General features: G+C 46.7%; 23 protein-coding genes. 7 read left to right on the top strand and 16 right to left on the bottom strand.

All coding sequences use genetic code 11. The features are described from left to right. The 3 genes from KQI32_RS11100 to KQI32_RS11090 form a co-directional block, all read right to left on the bottom strand. On the bottom strand, positions 1-269 hold a 269-nt coding region (locus KQI32_RS11100; RefSeq protein WP_216423449.1), incomplete at its 3' end, for a transposase. 285 nt (positions 270-554) lie between these two features. Beyond that, the gene (locus KQI32_RS11095; RefSeq protein WP_216425211.1) at positions 555-1,910 is read right to left on the bottom strand and encodes a sodium-dependent transporter; all 1,356 of its coding nucleotides are present in this window, start codon (positions 1,908-1,910) and stop codon (positions 555-557) included. A gap of 423 nt (positions 1,911-2,333) precedes the next feature. After that, positions 2,334-3,434: a glycosyltransferase gene (locus KQI32_RS11090; RefSeq protein ID WP_216425210.1), complete on the bottom strand. Its 1,101-nt coding sequence runs from the start codon at positions 3,432-3,434 to the stop codon at positions 2,334-2,336. A 340-nt stretch (positions 3,435-3,774) separates the two neighbouring features. Here KQI32_RS11090 and KQI32_RS11085 point away from each other — a divergent pair, with 340 nt between their 5' ends. Further along, entirely contained in the window at positions 3,775-3,957 is a 183-nt protein-coding gene (locus KQI32_RS11085) for a hypothetical protein (RefSeq protein WP_216425209.1), read from the top strand. A gap of 115 nt (positions 3,958-4,072) precedes the next feature. On the opposite strand, the gene dusB is transcribed toward KQI32_RS11085, so the two are convergent. Continuing rightward, positions 4,073-5,056 (bottom strand): tRNA dihydrouridine synthase DusB, encoded by a 984-nt coding sequence (gene dusB / locus KQI32_RS11080; RefSeq protein WP_216425207.1) that lies wholly within the window; start codon positions 5,054-5,056, stop codon positions 4,073-4,075. A 298-nt stretch (positions 5,057-5,354) separates the two neighbouring features. Here dusB and gap point away from each other — a divergent pair, with 298 nt between their 5' ends. Next, on the top strand, positions 5,355-6,365 hold the full coding sequence (gene gap / locus KQI32_RS11075) for a type I glyceraldehyde-3-phosphate dehydrogenase (protein ID WP_216425199.1): 1,011 nt from the start codon (positions 5,355-5,357) through the stop codon (positions 6,363-6,365). 747 nt (positions 6,366-7,112) lie between these two features. Next, on the top strand, positions 7,113-7,562 hold the full coding sequence (locus KQI32_RS11070) for a hypothetical protein (RefSeq protein WP_177691744.1): 450 nt from the start codon (positions 7,113-7,115) through the stop codon (positions 7,560-7,562). A 139-nt stretch (positions 7,563-7,701) separates the two neighbouring features. On the opposite strand, the gene KQI32_RS11065 is transcribed toward KQI32_RS11070, so the two are convergent. From KQI32_RS11065 to KQI32_RS11010, 12 genes are all read right to left on the bottom strand, one after another. Next, on the bottom strand, positions 7,702-8,184 hold the full coding sequence (locus KQI32_RS11065; protein WP_177691743.1) for an HD domain-containing protein: 483 nt from the start codon (positions 8,182-8,184) through the stop codon (positions 7,702-7,704). A 15-nt stretch (positions 8,185-8,199) separates the two neighbouring features. Continuing rightward, positions 8,200-9,372, bottom strand: coding sequence for an LL-diaminopimelate aminotransferase (locus tag KQI32_RS11060; protein ID WP_177691742.1), 1,173 nt, complete (start codon positions 9,370-9,372; stop codon positions 8,200-8,202). 24 nt (positions 9,373-9,396) lie between these two features. Beyond that, complete coding sequence (nadE, locus tag KQI32_RS11055; protein ID WP_177691741.1) at positions 9,397-10,125, bottom strand: NAD(+) synthase; 729 nt, start codon at positions 10,123-10,125, stop codon at positions 9,397-9,399. A 67-nt stretch (positions 10,126-10,192) separates the two neighbouring features. Next, positions 10,193-11,038 carry a diaminopimelate epimerase gene (gene dapF / locus KQI32_RS11050; RefSeq protein WP_253291173.1) on the bottom strand — a complete coding sequence of 282 codons (846 nt, stop codon included), beginning with the start codon at positions 11,036-11,038 and terminating at the stop codon, positions 10,193-10,195. Positions 11,039-11,087: 49 nt separating this feature from the next. Next, positions 11,088-11,660 (bottom strand): ANTAR domain-containing response regulator, encoded by a 573-nt coding sequence (locus tag KQI32_RS11045; RefSeq protein WP_177691739.1) that lies wholly within the window; start codon positions 11,658-11,660, stop codon positions 11,088-11,090. A gap of 17 nt (positions 11,661-11,677) precedes the next feature. Next, positions 11,678-12,997, bottom strand: coding sequence for a glutamine synthetase family protein (locus KQI32_RS11040; RefSeq protein ID WP_177691738.1), 1,320 nt, complete (start codon positions 12,995-12,997; stop codon positions 11,678-11,680). A gap of 50 nt (positions 12,998-13,047) precedes the next feature. Next, positions 13,048-13,767, bottom strand: coding sequence for a glutamate synthase (locus KQI32_RS11035; RefSeq protein WP_216425190.1), 720 nt, complete (start codon positions 13,765-13,767; stop codon positions 13,048-13,050). Positions 13,768-13,793: 26 nt separating this feature from the next. Next, positions 13,794-15,020, bottom strand: a complete 1,227-nt coding sequence (locus tag KQI32_RS11030) for an NAD(P)/FAD-dependent oxidoreductase (RefSeq protein WP_216425188.1) — start codon at positions 15,018-15,020, stop codon at positions 13,794-13,796. Continuing rightward, positions 15,017-15,457, bottom strand: a complete 441-nt coding sequence (locus tag KQI32_RS11025; protein WP_216425185.1) for a 4Fe-4S dicluster domain-containing protein — start codon at positions 15,455-15,457, stop codon at positions 15,017-15,019. Before KQI32_RS11025 ends, KQI32_RS11030 begins: the two co-directional genes overlap by 4 nt. Before the next feature lie 69 nt (positions 15,458-15,526). After that, positions 15,527-16,801, bottom strand: a complete 1,275-nt coding sequence (locus KQI32_RS11020) for an adenylosuccinate synthase (protein WP_216425183.1) — start codon at positions 16,799-16,801, stop codon at positions 15,527-15,529. Positions 16,802-16,899: 98 nt separating this feature from the next. Continuing rightward, a complete protein-coding gene (locus tag KQI32_RS11015) occupies positions 16,900-18,405 on the bottom strand; it encodes a glutamate synthase-related protein (protein ID WP_216425181.1) in 1,506 nt (501 codons plus the stop codon). Further along, entirely contained in the window at positions 18,395-19,498 is a 1,104-nt protein-coding gene (locus KQI32_RS11010; RefSeq protein ID WP_216425174.1) for a glutamine amidotransferase family protein, read from the bottom strand. The genes KQI32_RS11015 and KQI32_RS11010 overlap by 11 nt, the downstream gene beginning before the upstream one ends. 405 nt (positions 19,499-19,903) lie before the next feature. Here KQI32_RS11010 and asnA point away from each other — a divergent pair, with 405 nt between their 5' ends. The 4 genes from asnA to KQI32_RS10990 all read left to right on the top strand — a co-directional run. Next, positions 19,904-20,911: an aspartate--ammonia ligase gene (gene asnA, locus KQI32_RS11005; protein ID WP_216425172.1), complete on the top strand. Its 1,008-nt coding sequence runs from the start codon at positions 19,904-19,906 to the stop codon at positions 20,909-20,911. A gap of 87 nt (positions 20,912-20,998) precedes the next feature. Next, a complete protein-coding gene (locus KQI32_RS11000; RefSeq protein ID WP_177691551.1) occupies positions 20,999-23,095 on the top strand; it encodes a glutamine synthetase III in 2,097 nt (698 codons plus the stop codon). A gap of 463 nt (positions 23,096-23,558) precedes the next feature. Beyond that, entirely contained in the window at positions 23,559-24,290 is a 732-nt protein-coding gene (locus KQI32_RS10995) for a DUF975 family protein (protein WP_177691371.1), read from the top strand. A gap of 132 nt (positions 24,291-24,422) precedes the next feature. Beyond that, positions 24,423-24,691: transposase (locus tag KQI32_RS10990; protein WP_216423449.1), on the top strand; the 269-nt coding region annotated here is incomplete at its 3' end.

Raw genomic sequence — 24,691 nt, 5'->3', positions numbered from 1 at the left:
TATGCGATGTTCATGCCAATCTCCTGCATGGTACGGCGCAGCGAGGGGATGCCGTACAGGTGCTGGATGAACACAATTTTGAACAATACCACCGGGTCAATGCTGGGACGGCCGTTGTCGCGGCTGTAAAGCGCATCCACCAAGTCGTACAGATGCGTAAAATCCACCGCGCTGTCAATCTGCCGCAGCAGATGCTCCGATGGAACCAGCTCCTCCAAACATAGGATTTCTACTACATTTCTGCGCAATTCCTGCTCTTTTGCTAGCACACGCCGTCCCTCCCCAGTCTTTTCTTATCTTTATTTTACCACACATACGCAAAAAAGCCCAGTGTATACTGGACTTTTTCGACAGGCTGAGAGGAACCTGTGAAAGGTTCCTCTTTTTTGACAGGATAGAAAGTTGGATATGTTTTCCAAAACATTTCAAAAAATGGCCTGTAAAACAATAGAGACAGTCAATTTCAACTGTCTCTATTGTTTTTATCCGATAGAATCTTTCTTTGCTATCCCCCTGCAAGAAGGCGGGAATTCTTTCTTTTTGTACTAAAAATTTTAAATTTTAAATATACCTAATACATCCAGCACGGATGAAATTAAAATGAGAACAATGCAGATAGGCGCAACATATTTAATCATAACAACAAACAGTTTTTCCCGTTTAAAATCGGAAGAAAGCTTGATTTCATCAATCAGCGTTTTCGGCTTAATCACATAACCGACAAAGATGCAGGTTAAGAAAGCCACAATAGGCATCAAAACACTGTTGCTGATAAAATCAAAGAAGTCAAGGAAGGACAAACCGATTATCTTCACATTCTCCCAAACGCCGAATCCTAATGAGGACGGAAGTCCAATCAATATGCATCCTATCAAAACAACAATACAGGTAAACTTCCGGTTCCATTTCAGCTTATCCTGAAAAATCGAAACTACCGTTTCCATCAGCGAGATGGAGGAAGTTAACGCGGCAAACAGAACCAAAAGGAAAAACGCTGCTCCGACAAAAGTTCCGCCCCTCATGCTTTCAAACACCTTAGGAAGAGTGACAAACATCAGTCCAGGTCCCTTCCCCAAGGCTGCTTCATCCCCTCCGGAAAATACAAAAACCGCGGGTATAATCATCAAACCAGCCAGAAAAGCAATTCCCGTATCAAAGATTTCGATTTGTTTTACAGAAGAGTTCAAATTGACGTCTTTTTTCATATAAGAACCATAAGTGATCATAATGCCCATTGCAAGAGACATGGAATAGAAGAGCTGCCCCATCGCCGCAAGCACTGTGGTTGCGGAAAATTTACTGAAATCAGGCGTAATATAATAAAGTACACCTTCCATAGCTCCCGGCAAAAATACCGAATATCCAGCGATAAAAATGGAGAGAACAACCAAAACCGGCATCATAATTTTGCTGACCTTCTCCACGCCCTTTTCCACGCCAAACAGCACGACAATTGCTGTCAGCCCGATAAACAGGCAAAACCAAAGAACCGGTTCTACCGGCTGAGCAATGAAATCGGTAAAGTAACTGTCTCCAGCCGCAAGAGAGGTTTGCCCGCTGACAAAAGCCACAAGATATTTGGTAACCCATCCGCCGATAACGGAATAATACGGCAGGATAATCATTGGCACGATGGACGCCAGATAACCCACAAAAGAATATTTTTTATTCAGCGCGCGAAAAGCACCAATTGCGCTTAGCCCTGTTTTTCTTCCAAGCGCGATCTCGGCTGTCATCAGAGCAAAGCCAAATGTAATGGCTAAGATCAGATATACCAGCAGAAAAATACCGCCTCCGTACTTTGCCGCCAGATAAGGAAAACGCCATATATTTCCCAGACCGACCGCTGATCCGGCAGCGGCTAGGACAAAACCAATTTTCCCCGTAAAACTGCCTCTTTCTTTTTCCATAACAAATCCCCCTATATGTAAAATTAAAATAATATGCCGGACAGTTTTTAGAGTCCAGGCATATTTATAACAAGGCAAACGCTTTTTGCAAAGCAAAAACTTTCTTAAAAGCGTTTTAACCCCGCGGAGCTAAAAGCTGCCCTCTGCATTCAGCGGCGGAGACGATCCGCCCGAAGATGCGCGGACATATTCGGCGAGGTTATATCTATTATGCCATATTTCTTTCTAAATTTCAATATGAATGATTTTTCATTCTGCAAAAAGGATTTCAGCAGAAGCTCAATATGCAGCTGAAAAGATTCATTTGGCATAGAAAAGAAGAAGAGCGACCGCCGATGCGTATCACTCTTCTTCCCTTCTATTTTAATTTATTGGGAGGTATCATCTATCCTGCCCAAACTTGATCGGTTTCATGCACTGCTTTTAAAAATGATCGGAGATAAAATCCACCAAATCTTTTGTCGCGTGCGGCTTTTTAAACAGCGCAATGTTCTCGCTGATGATTTTTAATTTTTTGTGATCGTGCAGCAGCTGGTAAACCGCTTCATCAATGGGGTAAGTGTTCGTCACGGCTCTGGCAAGTCCATTGTTCACCAGGAATTCTGTATTCCGCTCCTCCTGCCCCGGGATAGGGGATACAATGACCATGGGCAAGCCCTTTGCCAAAGCTTCCGAAGTAGTCAAGCCGCCGGGTTTTGAAACAATAATATCGCTTGCATCCATCAGGGTATCAACATTTGTCACAAATCCAAAATTGTAAACGCGTTTTTTCTGCACCAGCTTATCGATTTTCTTTTTTGCACTTTTATTGTTGCCGCAGACGGATATAATCTGAAAATCCTCTTCCATGTCCAGCAAAAGCTTGATATTTTTTGCAATATTTCCATACCCCATTGAACCGCTCATAACCAGAAGTGTTGTTTTGTCCTCGATTCCCAAAGATTTTCGGGCAGAGGATTTTTCACTTTTCACAGAAAATTTGGGGTGAATCGGAATCCCCAAAGGTAATAATTTTTCTTTGGGCAATCCTTTTTTTACAGCCTGATGAATCAAGCTTTCATTTGCCAGCACGTAATAGTCAATATCTGTTTCATCCCAATAGGGATGCAGGGTGAAATCGGTTATGATCCCAATGGTTGGAATCGTATATCCATGTCCTTTTAAATAGGAAATTAAAAGAGCTGCATATACATGGGTGCATATAATAACATCAGGGCGGTATTCATCTAAAAAAGATTGGATTTTTTTTGCCAGAATCGAATTGGTGATTTTCAGAAGAGACACTGGAGAATCCGCCCTCTCCTTCGTTTCAGCAAGCCTGTAAAATTTTCCATATACTTTGGGAGAAATCGAAGTGGAGATCAGATAGCCATAATTGATGGAGTCCTTCAGCACCGGATTGATGTATTCATAGGCATCCAGCGTCAGCGCGTCATGCCCCGCCGTTTTTAAATAGTTATAAATTGCACCCGCCGTCTGGTTATGCCCATGACCGGCGGTTATGGTCAGAATAAGAACTTTCATGCCATTCCTCCATTTGCCCGTTATGTACTTTTACAGGCCTGAATTAAGATAGTTTTATTAAAACATATTTTTATTTCAAAGTCAATTTGTGTAACAAAAAAATGGTTTTCACATAAATTATTATTGAGCACAGCAAGAGGAAAAAATTAAAAAAATTCATATTATTTTATTAAGGAGTGAAATTCAATGTTATTTGGTTGCAAAGACGACTCATTATTATGGTTCATCATCCTGTTCATTTTGCTGTTCTGCTGCGGCGGCTGCAGAAATGAAAGAAATAATGACTGCGGATGCGGCTGTGGATGCGGTTGCGACTGCTAATTAAGTAAGGAGGATTGACATGTCAGATTTATCTTGCGGATGCGGCAACTTCGGAATGTCCGACAATTGCTGCTGTAACAATGGCTTCGGTGGAAACGATGTTTGGGTTTGGATTATCATTATCGCGGTAATACTCATTCTGTTCTGCGGCAACGGATTCGGCGGCTTTAATAACGGCTGCACTAACAACTGCTGCTGCTAAAAAGTACTTAACCGGCACGGCCGCGTGCCGAAAAAGGATTGCGTCCTGAAAAGGAGCGCGCCGCGGAGACGGATTCCGCGGCGCGCTCCTTTTTTCGTATTACTCTGAGATTCTATCAATCTCTTTCGGATTCCTTTTCTTCTGTTTGTTCGAAAACCATTTTTATAATTTCCTTCATATCCTTCAGGCTTTTTACCTGATTCGCCCTTTCTTTCAGCCGTTTGGAATTGCGGATTCCTTTCAGATACCATCCAAGATGCTTGCGGGCTTCCAGCACGGCAAGATGTTCTCCTTTATACTGAAGCATTCGCTCCATCTGCCGAAGCATTACCTCCATCTTTTCCGAAATGGACGGAGCGGAATATGGCACTCCCATAAGACCGGCTTCAATCTCTGCAAAAACAAACGGATTTCCCAAAGCCGCCCTGCCTATCATAATGGCGTCGCAGTCCGTTTGTTCAAGCATTCTGCGAGCAGAAACACTATCCGTAATATCTCCGTTTCCCGTCACGGGAACCGACACTGACTCCTTCACTTTTCGGATAATCTCCAAATCGGCAGTGCCGGAATAAAACTGTTCTCTGGTACGTCCATGCACCGTAACCGCGCAGGCTCCGCTGTTTTCAGCAATCTTTGCACATTCTGCCGCATTGACACATTCCCCGTCAAATCCGGCACGTATCTTTACACTGACTGGAATGGATACTGATTTGACCAATTTTTCAACAATTTGTCCCAAGAGACAGGGGGATTTCATCAGAGCGGAACCTTCGCCGTTTTTCGTGATTTTAGGAGCGGGACAGCCCGCATTCAAATCCAGCATCGAAAATCCCATTTCCTCGATCCTTTTTCCTCCCTCCGCCACAATATCCGGTTCACTGCCAAAAATCTGGACGCAGAGGGGCGTGTCCGATTCATTGGTCTTTAACAATTCTTTTGTCTTTTTATCTTGATAACAAAGTGCCTTTGCACTTATCATCTCCGTATATAAAAGTCCTGCTCCCTGCTCTCGGCACACCGTACGAAAAGCCAGATCGGTAATACCTGCCATCGGTGCAAGAAAAAGATTGTTTTCTGTTTCAAAATTGCCAATTTTCATTTTTTGATTCCATCCATTTCTGATGTATATTATGTTCCATATGTATTATACTATAACCATATCTGCTTTGGCAATAACCGAAAAATTTCTGAATGAGAACATATCGCGGGATGAAACAAGTACAGGACATATTGGATTCGACTTACTTAAGCCTTTTATTTGTTCAAATCATTAAGGACTGTAAATTATGCAGGAAAAGAGTTAATTTTTTAACAAAATACTTGAAAATTCTTTTTATTTGTAGTAAAATAGTTTAAGTTGAAATAATTTAATTAATAAACTTAGGAGGTTCAAAATCATGGCTGCAAAAGTTGGTATTAATGGTTTTGGTAGAATCGGCCGTCTGGTTTTCAGAGCGGCAATGGAAAGCGGCAAAGTTGATATCGTAGGTATCAATGATCCGTTTATCGATCTGGATTATATGGTATATATGCTCAAATATGATACCGTACATGGCCAGTTCAAAGGCGACGTTGCTACAAAAGGCGACAAATTGGTTGTCAACGGCAAAGAAATCGCTGTATATGCTGCTATGAACCCTGCAGAAATTCCGTGGAAAGATTGCGGCGCTGAATATATTGCAGAAGCAACCGGCGTTTTCACAACCACAGAAAAAGCAAATGCACATATCCAGGCTGGTGCGAAGAAAGTTGTTATCACAGCTCCTTCCGCTGATGCTCCGATGTTTGTAATGGGCGTTAACAATGACAAATATACTTCTGACATGACAATTATCTCCAACGCTTCCTGCACAACAAACTGTCTGGCTCCTCTGGCGAAAGTTGTAAATGACAAATTCGGCCTGAAAGAAGGTCTGATGACAACCGTTCATGCAACAACCGCTACCCAGAAAACCGTTGACGGTCCTTCCAAAAAAGACTGGAGAGGCGGCAGAGGCGCTGCTTTCAATATCATTCCTTCTTCTACCGGTGCGGCAAAAGCAGTTGGTAAAGTTATTCCTGAGCTGAACGGGAAACTGACTGGTATGTCCTTCCGTGTTCCGACAGCTGACGTTTCGGTTGTAGACCTGACTTGTACACTGGAAAAACCGGCTACCTACGACGAGATCGTTGCCGCTGTCAAAGAGGCTGCTGACGGCGAGCTCAACGGTATCCTGGCTTATACTGACGATGCTGTTGTCTCTTCCGATTTCATCCATGATCCGCATACCTCTATCTTTGATATTAAAGCAGGTATTGCACTGTCTGATACGTTTGTAAAGCTGGTTTCCTGGTATGACAACGAATGGGGTTATTCCAACAAGGTTGTTGACCTGATCAACTATGCTTACGGTGTTGACAACAAATAATTTATATCGCATAAATGAGCGTCGGATTTCATATCCGGCGCTTTTTTTATAACTGCGGGCAAGATGTCCCCCGCCTCTAAAGCGGCGGGTTCCATATCCGCGCTAAGCGGGAGTGCATTCTCACGCTTAGCACGGCACTGCTATGCAGTGCCCTTGTCCTCGTTGAATGACGGGGCAAGCCCTTATTGAACATATGCAGTTGGGCGGAATCGTGGGTAAGCATTAGAGAGTCGAACACAATATGGTTTTCACAGGCAAATTTCCCGCAATCCTACGTCAAAATGCTCGTCAATCCGTCAGGATGATCTGCGCTTTTTCCTTGTCTTACAAAAAATTTGCTCTGTGGAAACTCTGCGACCCTGCATGCAGGAATCTTTCGAGCAATTCGTTTTTTTGGTGCGTAAGGGTGCAGCAAGGCTGACGCCTTGCAAGACCGACAATCCGAAAAGGCGAAAGTTTAACAAGTGCAGGGCATATAGGGTTCGACTCCCTAATGCTTAATTGTATGTTTCAAAAAACAGCATGCCAAGCGAGCCTATTGTTTTTCGGGAGAAAACTTTCTTATTTTCTCACAAAAGGATAGGAAAGCTCATATATTAATAACAGAAATAGAACCTTGCTATATGCCCTCCCGCTTCACAAGGTTAAAATGCTTGTATTATGGCTTTTGCGCACAGTGTGCGGAAAAGCATTTCATCTTGTTCTACTTTTTTTGCTGTGCCAAACTTCAAAAACTAGGAGGCAGCTATGGAAAACCTGATTATGAATCCGCAATGGCGTCCCGGTCCCGACGGAAACCCTATGTATTTTTCGGGAAACGGACTTACCTATGACAAGAGAATTTATCAAGGAAACCGAACCTGCAGTATTTCACGGATGGAAACCTCTCCGGAACCCGGTTTAATAGCTTATGATCCCCCTATTGTAGTTGCCGGAAAAAGCGCTGTTGTATGGGGATTTTACATCCGTGCCGTGGAAGCGTCCAATATCATTTTAACCGCCGATTTTTATAACGAGGAGGGGATGCTCTTAAAAAAATTCCATCAACCTATCGCACAGCGAGTCACAGCTGAATTTAAACCTGTGACCTGCCGTTTTCCCATTCCTCTTCATGCGCATATCGTCCATCTCTCCATGCAATTCAACGGGAAAGTGACAGCCTGTACCTTCTTTCTTCCCACCGCTTACTTGGTATAAAATACGGATTCCAAAGAAATTTTCCTAAGTAATTATGAAAGTATACATAGAACAAAAAATGCTCCCAGTCGATTGACTTGGGAGCATTCTGACATACCATTTCGAAAGATTCGCCGTGAAGACCATATGGGATTCGACTTTAAGCATAGAGCAATTCCAAAAATCTTATGCCGGCTTCCGTGCGAAAGATCTTGCTCCGAATCGTTTCTATCTCCGTTTTTTTCATCTGATTTTCATGGATGTTCACCAAAAAATCAGCTTCCACCAATATCTGATAATCCAATCCATCTATCTTTTCATAGGTATGATGACGAGAAATGAGATAACACACTCTTTCTGTCATCCCTTGCGGGAACTGCAGTTTTTGAAGCATTGTCTTTGCAATCGGCGGTCCCTCTATCTGCTGATAACTCCCGGCGTCTGAACCATATTTTTGGATGGACGCGCGAATTCCCACATCATGGGTGACCGCAGCCGCTTCCAAAATCTCCTGCGTGGGTGCAGGAATTTCCTCCAGCCTTCCGATTGTTTTGGCATACCCGTATACTTTCAGAAAGTGCCCTACCCGTTTGGGATCGCCCTTGTCATAGGCGATCATTTCCTGAATAAGCTTTTCAATCATGATTTCTTTCCTCCGTTAAGAGAGAAGGCGTTTCACTGCCTCTGCCGTGTTTTCGCGGTCTCCGAATGCGGTTAGGCGGAAAAAACCTTCCCCGTTTTTTCCGAAACCGGCACCGGGCGTACCTACCACCTTCTTTTCGGTCAGCAGATAATCAAAGTATTCCCAAGATGTCATGTCATCCGGGCACTTAAGCCAGATATACGGGGAGTTCTCTCCTCCAGTGTACCAAATCCCCATCTTCTGCATTGCAGATGCAATCAGCCGCGCGTTTTCCTTGTAATAATCGATCGCGGCTCTGGTCTGCATCTGTCCCTCTTTGGAAAAGACCGCAGCAGCACCCCTCTGAACCATATAGGGAACCCCGTTAAATTTTGTGGTTTGACGGCGAAGCCACATATGGTTTAGAGATGCTCCGCCTGCTTCCAGTGTCATTGGTACAATGGTATATCCGCATCTGGTTCCGGTAAATCCTGCTGTTTTGGACAGAGAACAGAATTCAATGGCGCATTTCTCCGCGCCTTTTATCTCATAAATGCTTCTCGGAAGCTCCGAGTTGCTGATAAACGCCTCGTAAGCTGCATCAAACAAAAGAATCGCATGATTTCCGAGCGCATAATCCACCCATTTTTTCAGTGCGTCATGGCTGTAAACAGCACCGGTCGGATTATTTGGTGAGCAAAGATAGATGATATCCGCTCTCACGCTTTCATCCGGCAAGGGTAAAAATCCATTTTCCTCATTGGCGTCCATATAGACGATTGTTCTGCCCGCCATAACATTGGTATCCACATAAACGGGATAGACCGGATCGGGGATTAAAACCGTATTATCCACTGCAAACAAGTCCAGGATATTGCCTAGATCACTCTTTGCACCGTCACTGATAAAAATTTCATTGTTATCCAAGCCAATGCCTCTCTGGGCGTAATAGCCGGCAACGGCATTTTTTAAAAAGTCATAGCCTTGTTCCGGACCATATCCATGAAAACTTTCCTTTTTCCCCATATCCGAAACCGCTTCCTGCATTGCACGGACAACCGCGTCACAGAGCGGAAGCGTCACATCGCCGATTCCCATGCGGATGATTTTTTCCCGTGGATTTGCAGCGCTGAAATCCGCCACTTTTTTTGCTATGGTAGAAAACAGATAACTCTGTTCCAATTTATTGTAGTTCTGATTGATATTCAATTGATAACCTCCTTCGAGCTCTGTTTATTCCTCATACAGCTTTGGCATGACCCGTTTATGCTCGCTTCTGGCATGGGCTGCTTTTATCTTTTCAACCGACGTATAAGAGCCCGTCCCCTCTTCCATAAACGTGTCAATTTCCCGATAGGTTACCCCCATTTCTTTCTCATCTGTCTGTCCTTCAAACAGACCCGCGGAAGGCGCCTTTTCGATAATGGAGACCGGCGCATTTAGAAAACGGAGAAATTCAAAAACCTCAGTCACCGTCAGATCGGCAATCGGATTAAAATCACAGGCTCCGTCTCCCCATTTTGTGAAATAGCCCATATACCGTTCACTAGCATTTCCGGTTCCCGCAACCAGACTGTTTCTGGTCTGAGCCACCGCGTACAAAGCCGTCATACGGAGACGGGGCGCAATATTTGCACTTGCCATCGGCGAGATATCCGTAAGAGTTCCGAGCGCTTTTATCATTTCTTCTTTCACCGCTGTCAGATCCATGGCAACCGTCTCAATTTGGAACTGCTCCGCAACCGCCCTGCCATCTGCCATGTCCTCCTCAAAATTTCGTTTGGACTGGCAAGGCATCATGATCCCCAGCACGTTATCACAGGCTTTTTTGCACAGAATTCCGACCAGCGCGCTGTCTTTCCCGCCACTGTTACCAAACACAATTCCGTCCGCATGCGCCTCCTTTAATGCCTTTTTGATAAAGGTGACCCTTTTTTCCAGTTCCTTTTGATAATCTCTCATTCTATTTTCTCCTTATACAGTGGATAAATTTCCCTTATTGAGCCATTCTTGTCTGCCCGCTTTTGTTTTACGACACCGTCTCGACAAATCCTTCAAACGCTTTTTCCGCTTTGCCCGTCATAGTTACAGTATTGCCGGAAACCTGAATTTTTAAATCTCCGCCCCGCAGTTTCACCGTAATTTCTTCGTTTTCCTGACAGAATCCGTTGCGGATAGCCGCCGCCGCCGATGCGCACGCACCGGTTCCGCAAGCCCAAGTTTCTCCGCTTCCACGTTCCCAGACACGCATTTTCAGCGTTTTTTTATCCACAACCTGGATAAATTCCGTATTGATCCGCTCCGGAAACAAAGGATCGTTTTCGAAAAGAGGACCAATCTTTTCTATCGGAATGTTTTCCACATCATCCACAAAAACAACACAGTGTGGATTTCCCATGGAAACACAGGTGATACTGTACATGGTTCCGTCTATCAGAAAAGGTTCCGCAACCACCTCTGGCTTGCTGGTGTTCACGGGTATCAGAGGTGCGCTCCATTCCGCTTTTCCCATATCCACCTTAACTTCATCCACTTTCCCGTCCTTCCGAAACATCTGAAGCACTTTGACGCCGCTTAAGGTTTCTACGGTAATCTGCTCTTTTTCCACGATCCCGTTGTCATAAAGATATTTCCCCACGCAGCGTATCGCGTTGCCGCACATTTTCCCCTCGCTGCCATCCGCATTGAACATCCGCATTTTTGCGTCCGCAATTCCGGAGGGACCGATCAGAACAATTCCATCCCCTCCGACAGAGAAATGCCGATCGGACAGCTTCACTGCAAGGGTTTCAGGATCGGTTATCCGCTGTTCAAAACAGTTAAAATAAATATAATCATTGCCGCAGCCGTGCATTTTGGTAAAATAAAGTTTCAATTCTATATGCCTCCCTAATAGCATAGCAAATTCTCCGCGAATGCGTATGTCAATATTCATATGTTTTTAAAATTCCCTGCGCAATTTCAAGCCTTGTCTTTCGCAGATCCATCGCCTGTTTTTCAATATAGCGGTGCGCCTCCGGCTCTGTCAGGTTCAGATATTGAATCAGAACACACTTCGCCCTGTCAACTACCCTGATTTCCTCCATTTTCTGCCGAAGTTTCACATTTTCGTTCTGCAGACCACTCATTCGACGCCGGGATGCCTGAACCAATTTCCACGCCTGATGCAGATAGAGACGGTTGACAGGCTTGGAAACGACAACAATACCAAAGTCCTCAACCCTAACCGCCACTTCTTCTGCCAGCTCACTTTTGACCAGCATAAGAATGCCTGCGGTGGAACCTTCCGCAAAGCCGATAGCCAACTCATGACCGAATTCGTCCTTCAGGGGAGAATTGATCACAATCATTCCGTATTCGTGTTGTGAAAACAGTCTGCGCGCCTCCCCGCCGTTTGCCGCAACGGTTATCTGTTCGGATAATGCGCCTGCCCGAATAAAATCCTGCAGGAAGGCGGCCGCCTTTGGGGAACTCGATACAATAAGAATCTGTTCCATCAAGGGTTCCACCATCCTTATATGTGATAAAAATAAGTCTCTTTTTCAAATGTCCCGCGGTCATTGGAAAGCTGGTATCTTTCCCACTCTTCCTGTTTCATGCCTATCAGTTTTTCAAACGTCTTTCCTTCTATCAGATTTCTCACAAACCGGCTGTCCAAAGCCGCCTCAATCGCTTCCCCCAAATTGGACGGAAGCTTTGCAAAACCGGCTAACTGTTCTTTATCCGCTTGGTATAAATTCAGATTCGCCGGTTTGCAGAGGGACAAATTTGAAGTGATTCCCTGCATTCCTGCCTCCAATATCAACAGAAAGGCCAGATACGGATTGCAGGACGGATCCGGGCTTCGCAGCTCCATGCGGGAATATTCCCCGCCCGCCGCTGGAATACGGATCAACTGGGAGCGGTTCTGATGAGACCAGCTCACATATTTTGGCGCTTCAAACTTGCCGAGACGCTCATAGGAATTGGTCAGAGGATTTAAAAACAGCGTCATCTCCCTTGCTTTGTCCAGCACACCGGCAATAAAACTCTCCGCTTCCTGAGAGTGCTCATAGGGATCGTTTTTAAAAATATTAAAGCCGTTTTTGTGGAGGGAGATATTCAGATGAAGCCCTGTTCCGCTCCGGTTTGGAATCGGCTTTGGCAAAAAGCTTGCATACAGTCCGCTGCGGGCCGCAATTGTTTTCACCACGGATTTAAAGGTAATCAGGTTATCCGCCGCCTGAAGCGCATCGCTGTAGCGGAAAACAATCTCGTTCTGCCCCGGACCCTGCTCGTGGTGAGAGCTTTCCGGAAAAATCCCCATCTCCTCCAGAGTCAGGCAAATCTCCCGCCGTACATTTTCCCCTTTATCCATGGGAGCCACGTCCAGATAGCCTGCATTGTCAAACGGAATGTTGGTGGGCGCCCCGTTTTCGTCTGTCTCAAAGAGATAGAACTCACACTCCGAACCAATTTTACAGCGGAAGCCCATCTCAATGGCTCTCTGTGCACTGTCCTTGAGTGCATTGCGCAAATCACCGGCAAACGGCGTTCCGTCCGGGTGACGGATGCTGCAGTAAAACCGTGCTACCCTACCCTGCTGGGGACGCCATGGAAGCACCTCCAAGGTGCCCGGATCCGGATATAAAAGGAGATCGGAATCCTCCACATTCAAAAAACCGCGGATGGCGGAAGCATCAAATGAAATTCCGTGTTCAAAGGCTTTCGGCAACTCCTCCGCCATAATGGAAATATTTTTTAGGTTACCAAAAATGTCACAGAAAGCCAGGCGGATAAACTTCACATCATTTTCCCGGACAAACTGCAGCACTTCTTTTTCGGTATAATCCATATCCCACACCTCCAGAATCATCTGATTTCTTTTTCTCTATTATACACTATTTAATTGTAAGTATAAAGCTGTTTATAAGGATTTTTTGTGTTTGGCGTCAAAACATAAAAGGATTCCGCCAAAATTTCCTCTTTCTTTTTGTCAAAGATACGGCAGAATGCATCCAATTCCGCATCGATCTGCGCCATATCCTCCTCCGTCGCTTTTTCAGCAACGATCTGTCCCGGCAATTTCTTCGGAAGCATCCTGCATCTTAAGTACATTTTTCCGCCGTGCATCCCGGTTCCGCAGAAATTTCCGACCGGGGCGGAACCATCTCCGTCCAGCCCAAGTACGATGATGATTCCGCCGGCCTGGTATTCTCCCAGAAAACTCCCTGCCCTTCCGCCAATCATCAGCACCGGAATTTTATTCTGATAGGACTTCATATGAATACCGGCGCGGTAGCCCGCGTCCCCTTCCACCAGGATTTTGCCGCCGCGCATCGCATAGCCTGTCGCGTCCCCGGAGGAGCCGTGGATCACAATGGCGCCTTCGTTCATGGTATCTCCCGTGGCGTCCTGCGCATTGCCCCACACCGTGATATCCGCACCGTTTAAATAAGCTCCAAGGGCGTTTCCCGGGGTTCCATTTATGGTGATATGCTTGCCGGACTGCCCGCTTCCAATGTATCTTTGCCCAATGCAGTTTTCGATGGTCACATCCTTATCCGACTGCCGTACCATCTCGTTGAGTATCTGAAAATGCATGTTGCTGGCATCTATTTTCATCGTTCCGTCAATCCTTTCTCTCTTTCTTACCGGTTTGCCAAAACCCGGCTCCGCTCTTTCCTGGAGAATGCCATCAGCTGGGGTTTTTCCCTGATCAGGTCAAAGTCAATGGAATCAAGAGGCGTCTTTTCCCGAATCAGAGAAGTATAAATTCCTGCCCGCTGAATATCTCCAATCAAAATATAGCCCATTAATCGGTTGTCTTTGGTAAATAATTTTTTATAGGAATGTCCTTTTTTTACCGTATAAACTTCGCCGTCATAAGTACCCGCCGTGATAATATGCAAACCAAAGAATCCGATCGCATTCATCGGAATCGCCTTGTCATAACGCTTATCGCCCCCAGCCATATTGATTCCGGCACATTCCCCCTGCATATAGGCATTGGGCAGCAAAGCCAGCACCCTGTCCTGTCCAGTGGTAATATCATGGCTCTGGGCGCAGTCACCGGCAGCATAAATATCCGGAAGGGTCGTTTCACATTTTTTATTTGTGACGATTCCCCTGCCGGTCTCAGCGCCCGCTTCTGCCGCCAAGCTGATATTTGGGCGCACGCCCACAGCTACAACCAAAACATCAAAATCCAGCTCTGTCCCGCTCTTGAGCACCACACGACCGTCTGTCAGCTCCGCGGCGCTGTCGTTCAAAAAGAACCGAATTCCTTTTTTCTCAATATGCTCCTGCACAATACCGGAGCCCTCTTCATCCAATATACTGGGCAGAATCCGATCCGCCAGATCAACAACCGTAATCTGCTTGACTCTGTCACAGATTCCCTCCGCACATTTCAGACCGATCAATCCTGCTCCAATAATCAGAACCCTGCTGTCAGCAGAGATTGCTTTTTCCAAAGCCTTTGCGTCATCCAGGGACAGGAAGGTAAAGCGTTTTTCTACCTTCTCCAGCCCATTCATGGGAGGGATGAAGGGGGCGGAACCAGCTGCGATCAGCAGCTTATCGTAAGGGATTTCCTCCCCGTTGTCCAGAATCACTTTTTTTGCCTCCGCATTCACCTTTTCGGCTGTTCTGCCCAACATGGCGGTACATTTTTTCTCTTTATAAAAGCTGTCGGGACGGTATTTCATCCGTTGTTCGTCCGTCTTTCCATAAAGCAAATAGGAGATCAGGGGACGGGAATAGGTATGGTATGGTTCCGATGCAATGACTGTGATACTGCCCTTGGTATCCTCCTGGCGAATCCCCTCAATACATCCAACCGCTGCCGCGGAATTGCCTATGATCACATATTTCATTCTGCTCCCTGCCTTTCTTCAAACACGATGGCCTTATTGGGACAGCCCTTCACACAGGCTGGCTCCCCGCCTGCATTTTTCGTGCACAGCTCACATTTCTGAATCGCACCGCTCTCCGACGGCATTACCGCGCCGTACGGACAAGACAGAATGCAGGTGTAGCATCCAACGCATTTGTCCGGATTGATGGAGATGACTCCATTTTCCCGGGTCAAAGCGCCTGAAATGCAGCTCTTTACACACAGCGGCTCCTCGCAGTGGCGGCAGGAAACTGCAAAGCTTATATTCCCGCGCTGTTCAATTTGAATTCTCGGGTGAATGGTGACATTTTTCAGTGCTTTTACCATATCGTCCTGGCCGGAATTGGCAAATGCACAGTAATATTCGCACAGATGGCACCCCAGACACCATTTTTCATTGACATAGATTCGTTTCATACCCATGCTCCATTCCGCAATTTATTGTGCCGCGGACAACTGAGACCTCACTCACCCCGCGGTTTCCTTTTACCTTTTCTCTATATATGCTTCCCGATCAGCTCCCACCGAGATAAACGCAACGGGGCACTGCATCTTTTCTTCGATATAATTGACATAGTCAACCGCGTTTTTCGGCAGGTCAGACAGCTTTCTGCATCCGCTGATATCACAGTTCCAGCCGTCCAGATATTCGATAATGGGTTTCGCTTTATCCAAATCCTCACCGTAAGGAAAATCGTTTGTCCGTTTGCCGTTCATCTCATAGGCGACGCACACCGGAATTTTATCCAGATAGGACAGAACGTCCATCTTGGTCAGCGCCAGGGTGTCCGCTCCCTGCATTCTCACACCGTAACGGGATGCAACCACGTCAAAAGGTCCTACCCTTCTGGGACGGCCGGTGGCTGCGCCGTATTCGCCGCCTGCCTTTCGCAGTTCCTCCGCCTCCTCACCGAACAGCTCAGCGGTGAAGGGACCTTCCCCTACGCAGGTGGAATAGGCCTTCATGATCCCTACCGTATTCGTAAGCTTATGGTTGGGGACACCGGCGCCCACTGGCGCATAAGCGGCAATGGTAGAGGAGGAGGAGGTAAACGGATAAATGCCGAAATCAATATCGCGCAAAGCACCAAGCTGTGCCTCAAACATTACCTTTTTCCCGGCTTTGACCGCCTCATCCAGATAAATACCGGTATCACAGATAAAATCTTTTAACACGTTTCCGTGCTTGGTCAGCCATTCCATCATCTCTTCCACTGTAATCTTCTCTGCTCCGTAAGCACCTGAGATGGTCAGATTCTTCCACTCCACAATCCCTTTCAGCCGTTTTTTCATGGCTTCGGGCTGGAGAAGATCTCCCATTCGAAGCGCTTTCTTTAAATATTTATCGCCGTACACCGGTGCGATTCCCCTTCGGGTGGAGCCGAACTTGGCGTCTCCCAGACGATCCTCCTCCAGACAGTCCTGCATAACATGATAAGGCATGCAGATAATCGCCCTGTCGCTGATTTTTAAATTGTCCGGTGTTATTTTTACACCCGCTTTATGAAGGCGGTGCATCTCCCCGCAAAGGTGGGCAAGGTCAATCACCATGCCGTTTCCCATGACGTTGACTACCTCCGGGCGCAGGATACCGGAGGGAAGCAGGTTTAATATAAATTTTCCAAGATGGTTGATCACCGTATGTCCGGCATTGTTTCCTCCCTGATACCGCACAACAATATCATAATCGCTGGACAGCAGATCCACCATCCTTCCCTTTCCCTCGTCTCCCCAATTGATTCCGACAATCGCAGTCATCATAATAAAAAACTCCTTTCAGCCAACTTATTCTTTTTTCATAGCTTCTCCTCGGAAGCCCCCTGTACCAAAATATCACATACGCCGCAGCAAACGCTTTTTTATTCTCCGGCGTGCTTGATACCCAGAATATCCAATTCCTTCTGATTCAGTCCGATTCCGCGGAGCATCAGCCGGTTTCCCTTCAGACTCTCGATGGAATTAATCCCCATTCCACCCATCATCTCTTTGATCTCGTGATTCCATGCGTTCACCAGATTGACCAATCTCTGATATCCGATCTCCGGATTCAGCCTGCGCACCAGATCCGGCCGCTGGGTTGCAATTCCCCAGTTACATCTGCCCATCTGGCAGCTGCGGCACAGATGACACCCCAGCGCCAGCAGCGCTGCCGTGGCAATATAGACCGCATCCGCTCCCAGTGCGATCGCTTTCACCACATCCGCACTGTTGCGGATACTTCCGCCTACGACAATCGACACATTATTTCGGATTCCCTCCTCACGAAGCCTCTGATCCACGCTGGCCAGGGCCAATTCAATAGGGATACCTACATTGTCTCGGATGCGAGTGGGAGCAGCTCCCGTACCACCGCGAAATCCGTCAATGGCGATAATATCCGCGCCGCTGCGGGCGATACCGCTGGCGATCGCCGCCACATTATGCACTGCCGCAATCTTGACGATAACCGGTTTCTTGTATTCCGTAGCCTCTTTCAGAGAGTAGACCAGCTGTCTCAGATCCTCAATGGAGTAAATATCGTGGTGAGGTGCCGGGGAAATCGCGTCGGATCCCTCCGGAATCATTCTGGTCCGGGAAACGTCCCCCACGATTTTCGCACCGGGCAGATGGCCGCCGATTCCCGGCTTTGCTCCCTGCCCCATCTTGATCTCAACCGCGGCGCCCGCTTCCAGATAATCCTTATGAACGCCGAACCGGCCGGATGCAACCTGGACGATGGTATTCTTTCCGTATTGATAAAAATCCTCGTGAAGGCCACCCTCTCCGGTGTTGTAGAGAATGCCGAGCTCCTGTGCCGCCCTTGCAAGGCTTTCGTGCGCATTGTAGCTGATAGAACCGTAGGACATAGCGGAAAACATGACAGGCACCTTCAGTTCAATTTGAGGGGTCAGATTGTTTTTCAGCTTGCCGTCCGCTCCTCGTTCTATTTTCTCCGGTTTCTTTCCCAAAAATACCTTGGTTTCCATCGGCTCCCGCAACGGGTCAATGGAAGGATTGGTGACCTGGGAAGCGTTGATTAAAATTTTATCCCAGTAGACTGGGAAGGGCTTCGGATTTCCCATGGAGGAAAGCAGCACCCCGCCGCTTCCGGCCTGACGGTAAATTTCCGAAATACTGTCCTTATTCCAGTTCGCATTCTCTTTAAATGTGTGATCCGTTTTTACGATCTTAAGTGCCCGAACCGGACACAGGGAAACGCAGCGGTGGCAGTTGACGCACTTGGCGTCATCCGCAATCATCCGATTCAAATCCTTATCGTAGCTGTGCACTTCATTTGCGCACTGCCGTTCACAGACACGGCAGGCGATACATTTATTCGGATCCCTGACTACCTCATAATCAGGATACAGAAAATCAATTGACATTGTCTCTTGCCTCCTCGTTCAGTCTCACAATAACCGGTTCGCCGCCCTTAGGTGCATAAATACGGTCCAGACTGGGCTCCAGTATACGGATTGCACATTCCTCACTGCCCACATAAAACCGGTCTCCCTTTTCCCCGACAACCATGGAGCGAAGCTTCAAGCGGTCGTTCAAAGCCATCATGCCGCCCTCAAAGCCAAGCAAAATGGAAAAAGGTCCTGTGATCAGCAGACTTGCAAAGGTGTTGCGCAGATAATTGAGCTTTTCCCGCTCCTCCGGCTCTTTTGCCTCGATGGTAGACCAGAACGGCGCAGCGATAACGCTCGCCATCTCCTCCATCGTCAGTCCCTGCTTGCGCACCAGATAATCCACAATATAAGTGATCACCTCGGTATCCGTCTGCAGCGTACACTGGTAACCGAACATTTCAATGAAACGGCGGTTCGCGTCGTAGGAGGATATTTCCCCGTTGTGCACGATGGAATAATCCAGCATGGCAAAGGGATGGGCTCCGCCCCACCAGCCCGGCGTATTCGTCGGATAACGGCCGTGTGCGGTCCAGGAATATCCCTCATACTCATCCAGGCGGTAGAACTCCCCGACATCCTCCGGAAAACCCACCGCTTTGAAAGCTCCCATGTTTTTTCCGCTGGAGAAAACATATGCCCCGGCAATCTGGGTGTTCACTCGGATCACACTTCTGGCAACAAATTCTTTCTCGTCCAGCTGGCTGGCCTCCAGCTTTGTTGGAAGCGGCTTCACAAAATATCGCCAGATAAGAGGCTCGTCTGTGATCGCCTTTACTTTTCTTGTGGGAATTTTAGACAAGTTAATGATATCAAAATGATGCTCCAGGAAAGCTTCGCAGTCCTCTTTTGCCTTTGTGCTGTCATAAAACACATGAAACGCATAAAAGTCTTTGTACTGCGGGTAGATACCGTAACCAGCAAATCCGCCGCCAAGCCCGTTGGAACGATCATGCATCGTTGAAATGGATTTGACAATCGCTTCCCCGTTGATCCTTTCCCCGCATTTTGAGAATATGCCTGAAATAGCACATCCTGAAGGAATTCTGATTTCCCCTTCTCTTTTCATAGTGGCAACCTCCCCGTTCTAAAAAATAAAGGCGTTCATCCCAGCCGGACAGCTATAAAAATAGACTTCTCCGGTTCGGATGAACGCCTTTGTTCACGCACTTATTATAATACCAGGAAGAAAGATTGTCAACACGTTTTGCATGATTTTTTAATATTTTATAAATTTTCTTGCATTTTTTCATAAAAAATCGGAAAAAAAGCAGAAGTTTTGCAATTTCATAAAAAAATAATTTCATTTTTTCAAAAAAGGTATTGACAAATAAAATGGATGGGTATATACTGTGTGCATACACAGCAAAGGCGCTGTAGGTGGAGACACCTGCGGTGCCTTTTTTCTTTTGCAGAGGGAACCGATTCCTCCCTGCAAATTCTGTGAAACTATATTTGAAAGGATTGTGTTACTATGAGCAAAACATTCATTCCAGAAGGCTACAAATCACCTTTGAGCCTGTATGAAACCCAGGATGCCATCGGTCTTATCAAGCGCAGCTTTGAAGATAAGCTGGCTCTGGCGCTCAATTTAAAGCGGATATCCGCTCCCCTGTTTGTCGATCCGGATACCGGACTGAATGATGATTTAAACGGCGTGGAACGTCCTGTTTCGTTCGACATTCTGGAAACCAAAAAAGACGCCCAGGTGGTTCACTCCCTGGCAAAATGGAAAAGGATGGCGCTCTACCAGTATGGTTTTCCCGCAGGCGAAGGTCTGTACACTGACATGAACGCAATCCGCCGGGACGAGGAGATGACAAACCTGCATTCCGTCTATGTGGATCAATGGGACTGGGAAAAGGTCATCACGCCGGAGACCCGAAACAAAGAGTACTTAAAAGAGACCGTGAAAGCGATTGTATCCGCGATTGTGGATACCTGCGATAAAATCACTAAGGTGTATCCTTCCATCCCGGTGAAGCTCTCCAAGGAAGTTCGCTTTATCACCACCCAAGAGCTGGAGGATATGTACCCTGATAAGACACCGAAAGAGAGAGAAGACGCTTATTTGAAGAAGCATAAAACCGCTTTCATCATGGAGATCGGTGATCTGCTGAAGTCCGGCGAAAAGCATGACGGACGCGCGCCGGACTACGATGACTGGAAGCTGAACGGCGATATTTTATTCTGGAACGATGTGCTGGGCAGAGCTTACGAAGTTTCCTCCATGGGAATCCGGGTTGATCCGAAATCCCTGGATGAGCAGCTGACAAAAGCCGGATGTGACGAGAGAAGAGCGTTTCCTTTCCACAAAATGCTGCTGGAGGGTAAACTCCCGCTGACAATGGGCGGCGGTATCGGCCAGTCCCGCGTGTGCATGCTTCTGTTGGGCAAAGCCCACATCGGAGAGGTTCAGGTTTCCATCTGGGACAATAAAACCAAAAAAATCTGTAAAGACGCAGGGGTTTCCCTGCTCTGATACGAGAAAGCTGTGGATATATGGATGGTGCTGGTTGGCTCTCTTCCATAAATAAAAATATGTTTAACGATTTGGAGGTCGGTTTCGATGAGTGAAAATTACAATGATATCCCGAATTTATTCGGCAGTATGGTGTTTGATGACAGTACCATGAAAGAAAAGCTGCCGAAGGATGTATATAAAGCACTGAAAAAAACCATTCAGGACGGGAAATCCCTGGACAGCAGCATTGCCAATGCGGTCGCCAACGCCATGAAAGACTGGGCGATTGAAAAAGGGGCTACCCATTTCACCCACTGGTTTCAGCCCATGACAGGGATCACAGCGGAAAAGCATGACAGTTTCATCTCTCCCACCGAAGACGGGAAAGTCATTATGGAGTTTTCCGGCAAAGAATTGATAAAGGGGGAACCGGACGCTTCTTCCTTCCCCTCCGGCGGGCTGCGCGCCACCTTTGAGGCGAGAGGCTACACGGCTTGGGATCCAACCTCTTACGCCTTCATCAAAGAGAACACCCTCTGCATTCCCACCGTGTTCTGTTCTTACAGCGGCGAGGTTCTGGATAAAAAAACACCGCTGATGCGCTCCATGGAAGTCATCAGCAAACAGGCCGTCCGGATTCTGAAACTGTTCGGTCATGACGAGGTAAAACGGGTTACCACAACGGTCGGTCCGGAACAGGAATACTTTCTCGTGGACAAAAAGCTTTACGATCAGCGAAAAGATTTGATTTTTACCGGCCGCACTCTGTTTGGCGCAAAACCGCCAAAGGGGCAGGAGCTGGATGATCATTATTTCGGAAATATTAAGCCTCGCGTCGCAGCGTTTATGAAAGATTTGGATGAGGAATTATGGAAGCTGGGCGTGCTCGCCAAAACGGAGCACAATGAGGTGGCCCCCGCACAGCATGAGCTGGCGCCTATCTTCTCCACCACAAATATCGCAACCGACCACAACCAGCTGACCATGGAAATGATGAAAAAGGTTGCGATGCGTCACGGGCTTACCTGTCTGCTTCATGAAAAGCCCTTCGCCGGTATCAACGGAAGCGGCAAGCACAACAACTGGTCCATTTCCACCAATACCGGTATGAATCTGTTGGAGCCGGGCAAAACGCCCCACGATAATCTGCAGTTCTTGCTGTTCCTCTGCGCAGTTATCAAAGCGGTGGATAAAAATCAGGACTTGCTCCGTCTGTCGGTGGCAAGCGCAGGCAACGACCACCGTCTGGGCGCCAATGAAGCACCGCCCGCCATCATCTCCATTTTCCTGGGCGACGAACTGACCGGGGTTCTGGAATCCTATGAAAACGGAGGAGATTACAGTCAGGCGGAAAAAAGCGAGATGAAGACCGGTGTTCACGTCCTTCCTCACTTTATGAAAGATACGACCGACCGGAACCGCACCTCTCCTTTTGCCTTTACCGGAAATAAGTTTGAATTCCGTATGCTGGGCTCCAAGCTTTCCATCTCCGGTCCGAACATCGTATTAAACACCATCGTTGCGGAGGAGCTGGAGCAATTTGCAGATGTTTTGGAAAAGGCAGAAGATTTTGAAGCAGCAGTAAAAGAATTGATTAAAAAGACGGTCAAAGAACACAAACGCATTATTTTCAATGGCAACAACTATTCGGACGAATGGGTAGAGGAAGCAAAAAAACGCGGTCTGCTGAACTTAAAGACAACCGTTGACGCACTTCCCTATTTCATCAGCACGAAAAATATTGAATTGTTCACCAAACATCATATCTTTACCCAAGCCGAGATGCACTCCAGATGCGACATCCTCCTGGAAGAGTACTGTAAGGTTCTCAACATTGAATGCCTGACCATGCTGGATATGGTGAAAAAGGATATCATTCCCGCTGTACAGTCCTATATCAAGGATTTGAGCGATACAGCAGTATCCAAGGCTTCCCTGCAGCTTTCCTGCGATTTTGAGAAGGAGCTTGTCACAAAGCTGTCCTCTCTTTCCAGCTGTCTGTATAAAAAAACCAATCAGTTGGAAAGCGCCCTGCTTGACAGTAAAAATTATACCGATATCCTGGAATGCGCAAAATACTATAAAAGTACAATCTTCACTGCCATGCAGGAAGTGCGGGCAGTTGCGGATGAACTGGAAGCAAACACTGCCTCCAATTACTGGCCTTTCCCAACTTACGGCGAGCTGCTTTTTAACATCTGACAGACGCTGGAAGGCTTTGCCTCTGTAAAAGCGGCAAAGGGTAAGTTTTTTTCATAGGGCGCGGACATGAGTCCGCGCCTCCCCCAAAAAATAATTGATTTTACATATTTCACAAGGACGCGGAAAAATTTTTTCCGCGCCTTTTTCACGATATTTTTTATAGCTCCACTGTAACGGGATAGGATTTACAAGAAGATGTATAATATGGTATAATAACCTCACAAACCTCTAGAACATTGAAAATGTTAAGAGGTTTGGAGAACGATCGAATCACAATACTACGGCGATATTCCGCCGCCTTCGTTGTTGTGGTATCATAAAGACACGCCGTGAGCGGAAGAGAATCTTCCGACGGCTGAATCTTTATGGAATCATCAATTTGTTTTGTTGCACAAAACCCGGCTGCTTCCGGATTTTATTTGCATAAAATAAATTGTGGTAAAATATTTGTGAGGTGATTTTTATGAAGCTGGCAGATACTTATGCCGATATCAAAAGAGAATCCTGGAGTGATTTGGATGGAAACTGGGGAATTATTTTTCTGTTCAATCTGCTGGGAACCGCTGTATGCATAATTCTCAGCTATATGTTGCTATTTTTCTCCACCACGGCACTTCTTGTTTTTCTTTCCCTTATAGCAGATCTGACTGTTTTCCTGTATTTCCATTTCGGCATCTTTTCCCTGGCATATACCGCTTCCACCCACGGAACAATCCGCTTCTCCGATGGGTTTCTTCCTCTGCCCGTCTGCTGGAAGTTTATTTTGTGCGGACTTGCGTTTGCTCTGATCAGCATATCCATATATGTGGGCACTCTGTTCTTGCTTGTCAGGGCTTTCCAGATTGAATCCCCGTTTCTGTGCGTGCTTGTAGGTACCGCGGCGGTCGTATATCTCACCGTGTCGTTTGCACCGCTTCCTTTTCTGATTCTGAATGATCCCAAAGCCAATCTTTTTTCTATTCTGAACAGAGCGAGAAATTTGATGAAGGGATATAAAACGCATTATCTTGGATTTTGTCTTAGTTTTATCGGATGGCTTCTGGTCACCCTTATGACAACCGGGCTGGGCTCCTTGTTTCTGACCGGATATTTTTATACCTCCCTGAATAATTTTTATCATCGGTTAGTCCGTGCAAAAAACGGGGAAGAAGAACAAACGGAAGGAAAAGAAGAATTTACCCATTTTCATCTTTGAGCAAAAGGAAATCATCCCGGGGGAAAAAATCCCCGGGATGATTCAGCCTGTCGAAAAAGTCCAGTATACACTGGGCTTTTTTGCGTATGTGTGGTAAAATAAAGATAAGAAAAGACTGGGGAGGGACGGCGTGTGCTAGCAAAAGAGCAGGAATTGCGCAGAAATGTAGTAGAAATCCTATGTTTGGAGGAGCTGGTTCCGTCGGAGCATCTGCTGCGGCAGATTGACAGCGCGGTGGATTTTACGCATCTGTACGACTTGGTGGATGCGCTTTACAGCCGTGACAACGGCCGTCCCAGCATTGACCCGGTGGTATTGTTCAAAATTGTGTTCATCCAGCACCTGTACGGCATCCCCTCGCTGCGCCGTACCATGCAGGAGATTGGCATGAACATCGCATA

This window comes from Acetivibrio sp. MSJd-27 (assembly GCF_018918095.1).
Classification (GTDB): Bacteria; Bacillota; Clostridia; order UMGS1840; family HGM11507; genus HGM11507.
This window is presented reverse-complemented; position numbering and strand designations above follow the sequence as displayed.